This is a genomic window from Streptomyces sp. NPDC050743, from assembly GCF_044456925.1.
Taxonomy (GTDB): domain Bacteria; phylum Actinomycetota; class Actinomycetes; order Streptomycetales; family Streptomycetaceae; genus Streptomyces.
The window spans coordinates 1-10251 of sequence record NZ_JBITGJ010000110.1; the positions used below are offsets into that span (position 1 = coordinate 1).

Consider the following 10251-nt stretch of genomic DNA (forward strand, 5'->3'; position numbering starts at 1 on the left):
ACGGGATCTTGCCGTCCAACGCCCACTGACGAAGCGTCATCGGGTGTATCCCGAGACGCTTCGCAGCCTTGGACATGCGCAGCAACTCCATGCACGGAACCATATATGCACAACACTAGGAATATCTAAGGAAGTTGATGAGCCTGCACGATCGGTGGCGAGCATCGAGATGTACGACGCTGTGGTGGTCGGGGGCGCGCTGTACGCCGGCCGCTGGCACAAGGACGCGCGCGGCTTCGTTCGCCGCCACCGCCGCGCCCTGGCCGAACGTCCGCTGTGGTTCTTCAGCAGCGGGCCGCTTGACTCTTCAGCCTCGGAGCGGAACATCCCGCCCGTGTCCGGCGTGAGGCGCGCCATGGACCGGCTCGGCGTGAGGGAGCACGTCACCTTCGGCGGCTGCCTGGAGCAGGGCGCGCGGGGCAGAGTCGCACGGATGATCCTCCGCAACGGCAAGGGCGGTGACTTCCGCGACTTCCCCGCGATCGAGGCCTGGGCGCAGCGGGAAGCAGAGGAACTGACGGCTGCTTAGGCCATCACTTCCCTGCCTTGGCCCGCCTACGCTTCCGGCATGATGGACACCGGACACCGGGCTTCGCGCAGCAAGGTTTGCACGAAGCCCGCGTCCCCGCCGGAGCCGCGTCCCACGACCAGGAGTGCGGCGCCCTCGGCATGGTGGATCAACGCATTGGCGGGGTCGAGCAGTACGACGTCCTCAAGCACCGGAGCCCGCGGGTGCTTCACCCGCCAAGGCGCGCAGCGTGTCGGCCAGCAGTTGCACTTCGTGGTCTTCCCAAGTGGCACGGTCCTCCTCGGGAACACCGAAAGGCGACCCGGCGGCGCAGGAGGGGAGTTCCCAGGCGTGTACGGCGTGCAGCCGTACACCCCGGACCTGGGGGGCGGCGTCGAAGGCGAAGTCGATGGCCCGCTCCGCTGGATGACGGGCGTCAATCCCGAGGGTGACCTGTGTGACCCGGCGTGCCGGAGCTGCGACGGGGCCGATGGCGTCCGGTATGAGCACCACGGGGTACACGGATGCGGCCGTAACGGCGAGTGCGGCCGGGCTCGTTGCCAGGCCGGTGGTGTCGTCCCCCGCCGCGGACAGGTCGAGCACGAGCATCGCCGTGGTACTCAGATCGTTCGGCGGTGAGCCGTACCGCACCTCGAGCGGCAGGTCGTGCGGAGACGCCTCGTGCGCCGCCCAGTCCACGGCCGTATGACTACGGCCTGTCCCGTTGGCGCAGGCAATGATGACGTGGCTCACGACGATCGCCTCTCCGGCACACGGGTGACACGCTCTCACGCCTCCCACCGTGCCGACCGCCCCAGGACCGGCGCAGGGGCCGGATGGACCTGCGAGAGCCCTTGCGGCCCATATCCGACCGGGTCCCCTCAGGAAGACGCTGGCAGTACCAAGCAGAACAAGCGCAGGAGGTGCGCACCATGCTGTCGCCCGTCATCGCCGGAGTAGACGGATCGACCGAGAGCCTCGCCGCCGCCGAGTGGGCCGCCCGCGAGGCCGTGCGTCGTGACCGACCGCTGCGACTGGTGCACGCCTGGAACTGGCATCCCCGCCAGACGGAAGGGGAGCCGGCGAACGCCGCGCAGCGGCATCTGGCGCGCCGCGTCCTGCGCCAGGCGGAGGAGCGCATCCGCATCGCCGTACCCGGCGTGCGCCTTACCGACGAGCAGGTCGAGGGCCCGGCGACCGCGGCCTTGCTGGAGGCCGCTGAACAGGCCGAACTGCTGGTCCTGGGCTCGCGCGGCCTGAGCGGCTTCACCGGACTTCTCGTCGGCTCCGTCGCCCAAGGGGTGGTCGCGGAGGCCACCCGTCCCGTGGTCCTCGTGCGGACATGGGAGGAGGCCGAGGACGAGCACGTCCCGGCGGACGACGGTAGCCCGTCCGTCCGGACCGGCTACCGCGATGTGGTGCTCGGTATCGACCTCGCTGATGCCTGCGACGAGGTGATCGAGTTCGCGTTCGAGGAAGCCAGGTTGCGGCAGGCTCGGCTGCGGGTCGTGTACGCCTGGCAGCCGCCTTCTGCCATCAGCCTCGGCCCCGGAGACATCGCTCTGGTCAACGATCCCGCGCGGCCCGAGGAGTGGCAGGCATTCCTGTCCGCTGTCCTGAAGGTGTGGCGTGACAAGTATCCCGAGACCGAGATCCTGGAGACCGTTGTGGAGGGTAAGGCCTCCACCGCGCTGGTCCGGGCCGCCTCCGCGGCGAGCCTTCTCGTCGTCGGCCGCCGCCTGTCCGAGCGGCCGACGGTTCCGCGCATCGGCCCCGTCACCCACGCCGCCGTCCACCACGTCGGCTGCCCGCTGGCCGTCGTGCCCCACGAGTGAGAGACCGGAGAGCGCGATGAGCACACCGACAGCCTACGTGTACGCCTTCGCCGAAGGCAGCCGGGAGATGGCCGGCCTGCTCGGCGGCAAGGGAGCCGGCCTGGCCGAGATGACCCGGCTCGGACTGCCCGTGCCGCCGGGCTTCACCGTCACCACCGAGGCCTGCAAGGTCTATCTCGCCACGGGAGAGGAGCCGCCCGAACTCGGCGTCGAGGAGGCCCGTGCCCTGGCCGCCCTGGAAGGGGCCATGGGACGCACCCTCGGGGCGGCCGACGACCCGCTGTTGGTGTCCGTACGCTCCGGCGCCCGCTTCTCGATGCCCGGCATGATGGAGACGATTCTTGACATCGGCCTCAACGACCAGTCCGTCACCGGCCTCGCCAAGGCGTCCGGACGGGAGCGGTTCGCCTGGGACTCCTACCGTCGGCTCGTGCAGATGTTCGGCCGCATCGTGATGGGCGTGGACGGTGACCTGTTCGAACAGGCCATCGCCGCACACAAGGCGCAGCGCGGGACACGCGACGACCACGACCTCGATGCCGGGGAACTCGCCCTGATCACCGAGGAGTTCAAGGCGATCATCCGGCGGGAGACGGGTGAGGACTTCCCGCAGAATCCCGTCGAGCAGCTCCAGCGCGCCATTCGGGCGGTCTTCGACTCCTGGAACGGCGAGCGCGCCCGCCTCTACCGCCGCCGCGAGCACATTCCCGACGATCTGGGTACCGCCGTCAACGTCCAGGCGATGGTGTTCGGCAACCTCGGCCCCGACTCCGGCACCGGCGTCGCCTTCACCCGCGATCCGGCCACCGGAGCCCGCGGCATGTACGGCGACTACCTGCCCGACGCTCAGGGCGAGGACGTCGTCTCGGGAGTCCGCGATGCCGTACCCCTGAGCGAGCTGAAGATCCTCGATCCCCGCTCGTACGTCGAGCTCGGAGACCACCTGCGCGCGCTGGAGAACCGCTACCGGGACCTGTGCGACGTCGAGTTCACTGTCGAGCGCGGTCGGCTGTGGATTCTCCAGACGCGGGTCGGCAAGCGCACCGCCGAGGCGTCATTCCGTATCGCCCACGACCTGTGCGAGGAGAAGACGATCACGGCCGACGAGGCACTGGCCCGCGTGGACGGAGCCGAGCTGACCCGGTTGATGTTCCCCCGCTTCGACACCACCCCCGCCGACGTGCCTCTCGCACACGGCGTACCGGCCTCACCGGGCGCAGCAGTCGGGGTCGTCGTCTTCGACTCCGCCGAGGCCCAGCGCCGAGCCGCTGCCGGAGAGAAGACGATCCTCGTGCGACGTGAGACGACCCCCGACGACCTGCCCGGAATGATCGCCGCTCAGGCCGTCCTCACCAGCCGGGGCGGCAAGACCAGCCACGCCGCCGTCGTCGCGCGCGGCATGGGCAAGGTGTGCGTGTGCGGGGCCGAGTCGCTGACCGTCGACCCGGTCGCCCGTCGGCTCACCACGGACTCAGGAGTCGTCGTACGCGAGGGCGACGTCCTCTCCGTCGACGGAACCGCCGGCACCGTGCACCTCGGCGCCCTGCCGCTCACCGCCTCTGACGTCGGGCGCGCGCTGGAGACCGGTGAGAGCACGGGCTCGCTGACTGAGGCGGTCCTGGCGGCACTCGCGCGCGGACTGCGTTCGCCGCCTTCAGGTACGGGCGAACGCCGACACGCCCGAGGACGCCGCACGTGCCCGCTGGCTCGGCGCCCAGGGCATCGGCCTGTGCCGCACCGAGCACATGTTCCTGGGCGACCGCAGGACGCTGGTCGAGGCGATGATCCTGGCCCGCGACGACACGGCCCGCGAGGAGGCTCTCGCGACGCTGCTGCCGCTGCAGCGCGAGGACTTCATCGGCATCCTCACAGCCATGGACGGGCTGCCGGTGACCATTCGCCTCATCGACCCGCCGCTGCACGAGTTCCTGCCCGACCGCACCGCGCTGGCTGTCCGCCTGGCGAGCGCCACCCACCCGGACGTCCACGACCGCCAACTGCTCGATGCCGTCGAGCGCTTGCATGAGCAGAACCCGATGCTGGGCCTGCGCGGCGTCCGGCTCGGACTGGCCGTCCCCGGCCTCATGGCCATGCAGGTCCGCGCGATCGCCGAGCCGTCGTCCACCGGCTGCGCGTGGGCGGCCGGCCGCACGCCGAGATCATGATCCCGCTCGTCGGTACAGTCGAGGAACTGCGACTGGCCCGGACGGAATCGGAGCGCGTGCTAGCCGAAGTCACGGCGGAGACAGGGGAGTCCCTGCATCTCCCGATCGGCACAATGATCGAACTGCCGCGTGCGGCCCTCACCGCCGGACGCATCGCCGACGCCGCCGACTTCTTCTCCTTCGGTACCAACGACCTTACTCAGACCACCTGGGGATTGTCCCGCGACGACGCCGAGGCCTCCTTCTTCCCGCTGTACCTGGGGAAGGGGATCTTCAGCGTGTCACCCTTCGAGACGATCGACCAGGAGGGCGTAGGCAAGCTCGTAGAGCTGGCTGTGGAGGCGGGCCGCGCCGTCAACCCCCGGGCTGGAGACCGGGGTGTGCGGCGAACACGGCGGCGACCCGGAGTCCATCCACTTCTTCCACCGGGCGGGCCTCGACTACGTCTCCTGCTCCCCCTTCCGCATCCCGGCCGCTCGGCTGGAGGCGGGACGAGCAGCCCTCACGGAAACCGAAACCAGCGACAGCCGGTGACGGTCACGTCCGGCTTGGCGATCGGGGTCCCCAGGTACCCCGGCGCAGCCTGGGTGTTGCGCGTGCTGGGCTCGCCCTGGCCTCCCCTCTGGTGGGAGGGAAGGCCAGGGCGTGTGACCGGAACCGCATCCACCGGGGACGTGGGCCCGCACCCCACACCGGTCGTGGGCCGACTCGGCGACCAGTACGGCAAGCGCCGGAAGTTGATCGCGGGCCTCGCGGCGATGGTGGTCGGCGCGCTGGTCAGCGGGTTCACGAGCACTCTGCTCCGATGCTCGCCGGCCGTACCCGCAGTGCTTCGCCATGGGCGCGATCCCCGAGCCCCGGGGTCGGTCGGCGTGTGAACAGGGACATCCGGCCCTGCCTGCACCGCCTCCTCAGGAGTTCACTGACGCTTACAGGCGTCGGCATCCCGTCGGCGCTGCGCCGTGCGTGCACCGCTGCCGCCGCAGGGGCGGGACCGTTGCACGGCTCTTGACCACATTCGGCCGCCCGTGACAGCGGGCGACGGAACGGAGGGACGTCATGACCGACGCTCCGCAGCAGTCCCGGGCCTACCTCGTCGGCGGCGGAATCGCCTCCCTGGCGGCCGCCGCATTCCTGATCCGCGACGGCGGCTTCCCCGGCGAGAACATCCACATCCTCGAGGAACTCCCGCTCGCGGGCGGCTCGATGGACGGCCGCGGTGAGCCCACCGGATACGTCAGCCGGGGCGGCCGCATGCTGGAGGACGAGGCCTACACGTGCCTGTGGAACCTCCTGGAGACCATCCCCACCCTCACCGACGAAACCATGTCGGTGCGCGAGGAGATCCGTGAGTTCAGCGCCAAGTGGCCCACCGATGCCAAGGCCCGCCTGATCGGCAAGGGGCCAGAGATCCTTGACGCCTCCGACTACGGCCTCGACACCCGGGACCGTCTGGAGCTGACCCGGCTGCTCGTGCTCCCGGAGGCGATGATCGGGGCGCGCCGGATCGAGGACTTCTTCTCCCCGCACTTCTTCGAGACCAACTTCTGGGCGATGTGGCGCACTACGTTCGCCTTCCAGAACTGGCACAGCGCCATTGAGCTCAGGCGCTACTTCCTGCGTTTCATGCAGGAGTTCCCGCGCATGCACACCCTGGCGGGCGTGCGCCGCACCCGGCTCAACCAGTACGACTCGATCATCCGCCCGCTGCAGACCTGGCTGGAGGAGCGCGGCGTACGCTTCGAGCACGGCGTGCGGGTCACCGATGTCGACTTCGTCACCGAGGAGGACGGCACCCGGCGCGTGCGACGTCTCCACCTCGACCGCGCCGGACTGCCGGACGCGTACGACCTCGCGGACACCGATTACGCGTTCCTCACCCTTGGCTCGATGACCGCCGACGCCGCGTACGGCAGTGACGACACCGCTCCCGAGCTGATCCGCGACAAGCGCGACGGCGGATGGCGGCTGTGGGAGACGATAGCGGCCAAGGCGGACGACTTCGGGCGCCCGGCTGCCTTCTACGGCAACGTGGACGAGGCGAAGTGGGAGTCGTTCACCTTGACCATGCGCAGCCCTCTGCTCCTGCACCGCATCGAGGAGTTGTCCGGCAACCTTCCCGGCACCGGCGCGCTGATGACGTTCAAGGACTCCAACTGGCTGATGTCCATTGTCGTACCGCACGCCCCGCACTTCGAGGGACAGCCCGAGGACGTCTACACCCTGTGGGGCTACGGCCTCTTCGTCGACAACGAGGGCGACTTCGTCGGCAAGGCGATGGCCGAGGCCACCGGCCGGGAGATCCTCACCGAACTGCTCAACCACCTCGGCCTGTGGGACATCGAGGAGCAGGTCGCGGCGACGACGACCGTGATCCCGGTGATGCTGCCCTACATCACCAGCCAGTTCGCCCCGCGCACCACACATGACCGACCGCTGGTCATTCCGCGTGGCGCCGCGAACTTCGCCTTCCTCGGCCAGTTCACGGAGATCCCGGAGGACGTCGTGTTCACCGTCGAGTACTCCGTCCGTGGCGCCACGCACGCCGTCTACGGCCTGCTCGGCCTCGACGGCGAGATCCCTGGCATCTACCACGCCCTCGCCGACCCGAAGACGGCCATCGGCGTACTCAAGGCCGCCCTGGCCTGACCTGTATTCGGTCCGACCGCAGTTGAGGACACGTCGAGGGCCCAGGTTTGCTCCTGTTGCTGTTGGTGTCCCGTTCGGAAAGGCAGGCTCGGCCTCCGCCGAAGGGGCACACCGGGCTGCCGTCTTGGCGCCGACACCGGCCTGATGGATCTCGACGGCTTGGACCTGGCCTGCCGGACCGCCTTCTTCAGGCCCTGCTCCAGCTCGTACCGACTCTCCCCGGACGCAGCCGCGTGCTCGGTGGCGGCCGCCTGCGCCTCCTCGGACGCTTCGCATCAGCGGCGCCACTGCGCCTCGTACTCGTCGTCACGGGTGTGGGTCGCCCGCGCCGCCAGAGGGCCGCGCTGTTCCCGCGTGAGCAGGAACAGGTGGCCCTCACGCGTGAGGAACCCCTCCCCCCACGCGAGATGGCCGACGAGGCCGATTCGGTGCGCGATCGGGCAAGGCCCGCCGGTCGACGAGTGTCGGTGCGGCCGGAAGAGGACTGACCGTTGACGACGACATGCCCTGTGGCGAGTCGGGCTGCTACTGCCGCTGCCAAAGCGGATGCGGCCACGCGTGTGGCTGCGATTGTCCGCACGACGAGGACTGCGGCTGCGAGGACTGCATGCCTTACGACTGACCAGGCTGCCACACTGATCCCAGGCCCCGCCGCGTCCCCCCGGCGAGGCTGTCTGGAGCTGCCGCCAGTTGGCCCGCGGGTACTACGCCAGCGGCGGCTGGAGTGTGGGCGCGGTCGCCCTCGTGGCGAACTGGATCGCCCGTACACGGCCGGAGCACACCCGGATCGTGGCGATCTTCCCCGACGGTGTGCACCGCTACTGGAACACCGTCTACAGCGACGACTACTGCCGCGCCCATGACCTGCTGGGGAGCGTTCCGGCCGCCGACCCGGACGAGATCGCACATACCGGAGAGCGGGTGGTCGAGCGGTGGACCCGCTGTACGCACGTCACCGTGACGGAAGGGATCGCCCGATGAGGTCCCTCGTCACGCAGTTCCGTTCCTTCAACGGGTGCGCCCGGCTGCTGATGGTCCAGCAGTTCACCATCAACACCGCCTTCTACATGCTCATGCCCTACCTGGCCGTGCATCTGGCGGACGGACTGGGCCTGGCCGCCTGGGCGGTCGGCCTGGTGCTCGGGGTGCGCAACTTCACCCAGCAGGGCATGTTCCTCGTGGGCGGCACGCTCGCCGACCGGCTCGGCTACAAGCCCACGATCATGGCAGGGTGCCTGTTGCGCACGGCCGGCTTCGGCCTCCTCGGCTTCGTCGACGCCCTGCCCGCCCTCGTCGTGGCCTCTGCCGCGACCGGATTCGCGGGGGCGCTGTTCAACCCCGCAGTCCGGGCCTACCTCGCCCAGGAGGCGGCGGAGCGGCGCGTCGAGGCGTTCGCCGCCTTCAACGTCTTCTACCAGGCCGGCATGTTCGTCGGCCCTCTCGTCGGGCTGGCGCTGCTGGCCACCGACTTCCGGCTGGTCTGCCTCGCGGCGGCGGCCCTGTTCCTCGCCCTGACAGTCGTCCAGCTGCGCTTCCTGCCCGTCCACAAGGGCAGCGCGTCGGATGAACCAGGCGGAGTGCTCGCCGACTGGCGCACCGTCGTCCGCAACCGTCCCTTCCTCCTGTTCTCGCTGGCCATGATCGGCTCCTACGTACTGTCCTTCCAGGTCTATCTGGCGCTGCCGCTTCAGACCCGCCGGGTGGCGCCGGGCAGCGGCGACGCGGTGACCACGGCTCTGTTCGCGGCGTCCGCAGCCGTGGCCGTGGCCGGGCAGCTGAGGATCACCGCATGGGCCCGGGTCCACTGGCGCCCGCAGCGTGCGATCGTCTACGGCATCGCTCTGATGGGCGCGGCCTTCTTGCCGCTGGTCCTGACGGAGCGGGTGGCTGGCAGCAGGTCCGGTCTCCTGGACTGGACCCTGGCACTGCTGCCGCTGTTCACCGCGGTGGCCCTGCTCGGGCTGGGCACGGCCGTGGTGCACCCGTTCGAGATGGACACCGTCATCTCGCTCGCCGGCGGCCGGCTCGTCGCCACCCACTACGGGCTCTACAACACCGTCTCCGGGCTCGGCATCACCTTGGGAAATCTGACCACGGGCGCGGTCTGGGACACAGCCCATCGCCTCGGGCACCCGGAGCTGACCTGGTGGGCGCTGGCGTCGACGGGTGCACTCTGTGCCGGCTGCGTAGCGCTGCTCGCACGCTCCGGCCGCCTCAACGCCCGGCCGAGGCCAGAACCGGTGGCGGTGGCCTCGTGACGGCGAGCACAACCGAGGTCCATGCGGAAGGACTTGTGGCGAGCCCCCTGAGCACCACATGTGCCGAGATCCTGTCACAGGCCGACCATGCGTGCATCGGCGTCAGCCCCTTCAACAGCTACTTCTCGGTCGGCCGCATCCGGCAGCTCGCGGAGTGGGCCTATGAGCGCCTCGCGAGGGTCGACTTCTTCATCCCGGACGGCCCCAGCGCCTACACGTTGCAGGCGCTGGGGTACCCGCCGCAACGCGCCGAGTGGAAGGCGCGCAGACAGGGGCAGTACACCCGCAACCGCATCAGCAACGCCCTCCGGGATCTCGCCGCAGGCACCGACGACAGCCGGATCCTTGGCTGGGCGGAACTTCAGGTCGACGCTGCCTTCGTCCGACTGCACGCCGAGGTGCGCGCCCGCAGCGGGCGGCCGCGTCGGCCGCAGGCGTCACGTCGGCGTTCAGGAGGCCGGCGCGTACCTCGGTGGCCGCGCTCACGTCGCCCGGTTGCAGCGCGCCCGGCGGCAGCGAGGCCCCTGCGTGGAGCACATGCTCGTGGACGTGCCGTGCCGGATGAGGTCCTGCGGGCGGCGAGGGGCGTCCTGACAGGGAGCACAGGGCGTCCAGCAGGTCCGCGGCACAACTCTCAGGTTGATGCACGTCCTCGGCAGACGGCCGTCCATCGTGTCCTCCCCTTTCCGCTCTCTGGTATGGCTGGCTGGTCCGGGGCGGGGCCCGGGGCCCCCCCCGCCCCCCCCCCCGCGGGGGCGGGGGGGCTGCGACACCACCACCCCCGCCGGGCACTACAACACGACTAGCCGCGGGGGCCCCCAGGAGACAGTGGTGGG

9 protein-coding genes and 2 pseudogenes are annotated in these 10251 nt (G+C 70.1%); 8 read left to right on the forward strand and 3 right to left on the reverse strand.

Annotation, left to right across the window (positions count from 1 at the left end; genetic code table 11):
* Positions 1-103: helix-turn-helix domain-containing protein (locus ACIBJF_RS45000; RefSeq protein ID WP_399183203.1), on the reverse strand; the 103-nt coding region annotated here is incomplete at its 3' end.
* On the opposite strand from ACIBJF_RS45000, the gene ACIBJF_RS45005 reads away from it, so the two are divergent.
* On the forward strand, positions 104-529 hold the full coding sequence (locus ACIBJF_RS45005; protein WP_399183204.1) for a flavodoxin domain-containing protein: 426 nt from the start codon (positions 104-106) through the stop codon (positions 527-529).
* A gap of 26 nt (positions 530-555) precedes the next feature.
* Here the strand turns inward: ACIBJF_RS45005 and ACIBJF_RS45010 are convergent, their stop codons facing one another.
* Together ACIBJF_RS45010 and ACIBJF_RS45015 are read right to left on the reverse strand one after the other, a co-directional pair.
* Positions 556-720 carry a hypothetical protein gene (locus ACIBJF_RS45010; protein ID WP_399183179.1) on the reverse strand — a complete coding sequence of 55 codons (165 nt, stop codon included), beginning with the start codon at positions 718-720 and terminating at the stop codon, positions 556-558.
* Positions 713-1261, reverse strand: a complete 549-nt coding sequence (locus ACIBJF_RS45015; RefSeq protein WP_399183181.1) for a hypothetical protein — start codon at positions 1259-1261, stop codon at positions 713-715. Before ACIBJF_RS45015 ends, ACIBJF_RS45010 begins: the two co-directional genes overlap by 8 nt.
* A 179-nt stretch (positions 1262-1440) precedes the next feature.
* Between ACIBJF_RS45015 and ACIBJF_RS45020 the strand changes: the two genes are divergently transcribed.
* From ACIBJF_RS45020 to ACIBJF_RS45050, 7 genes and pseudogenes are all read left to right on the forward strand, one after another.
* Complete coding sequence (locus tag ACIBJF_RS45020; protein WP_399183183.1) at positions 1441-2343, forward strand: universal stress protein; 903 nt, start codon at positions 1441-1443, stop codon at positions 2341-2343.
* A 16-nt stretch (positions 2344-2359) separates the two neighbouring features.
* Positions 2360-5042 (forward strand): annotated as a pseudogene (ppdK, locus tag ACIBJF_RS45025) (pyruvate, phosphate dikinase).
* 113 nt (positions 5043-5155) lie between these two features.
* Positions 5156-5386: a hypothetical protein gene (locus tag ACIBJF_RS45030; protein ID WP_399183185.1), complete on the forward strand. Its 231-nt coding sequence runs from the start codon at positions 5156-5158 to the stop codon at positions 5384-5386.
* 181 nt (positions 5387-5567) lie between these two features.
* Complete coding sequence (locus ACIBJF_RS45035) at positions 5568-7157, forward strand: oleate hydratase (protein ID WP_399183187.1); 1590 nt, start codon at positions 5568-5570, stop codon at positions 7155-7157.
* A gap of 666 nt (positions 7158-7823) precedes the next feature.
* Positions 7824-8138: pseudogene (locus tag ACIBJF_RS45040) on the forward strand (pyridoxal-5'-phosphate-dependent protein subunit beta); the annotation flags it as partial.
* Positions 8135-9415, forward strand: coding sequence for an MFS transporter (locus ACIBJF_RS45045; RefSeq protein ID WP_399183189.1), 1281 nt, complete (start codon positions 8135-8137; stop codon positions 9413-9415). The pseudogene ACIBJF_RS45040 and the gene ACIBJF_RS45045, both read left to right, overlap by 4 nt.
* A 35-nt stretch (positions 9416-9450) precedes the next feature.
* Positions 9451-10221 carry a tRNA-dependent cyclodipeptide synthase gene (locus ACIBJF_RS45050; RefSeq protein ID WP_399183190.1) on the forward strand — a complete coding sequence of 257 codons (771 nt, stop codon included), beginning with the start codon at positions 9451-9453 and terminating at the stop codon, positions 10219-10221.
* Positions 10222-10251: the final 30 nt, after the last annotated feature.

Excerpts from the sequence above, each read along its gene's own strand:
- ACIBJF_RS45045 (WP_399183189.1), top strand. The coding sequence starts at position 8,135 with ATGAGGTCCCTCGTCACGCAGTTCCGTTCCTTCAACGGGTGCGCCCGG.
- ACIBJF_RS45035 (WP_399183187.1), top strand. The coding sequence starts at position 5,568 with ATGACCGACGCTCCGCAGCAGTCCCGGGCCTACCTCGTCGGCGGCGGA.
- ACIBJF_RS45020 (WP_399183183.1), top strand. The coding sequence starts at position 1,441 with ATGCTGTCGCCCGTCATCGCCGGAGTAGACGGATCGACCGAGAGCCTC.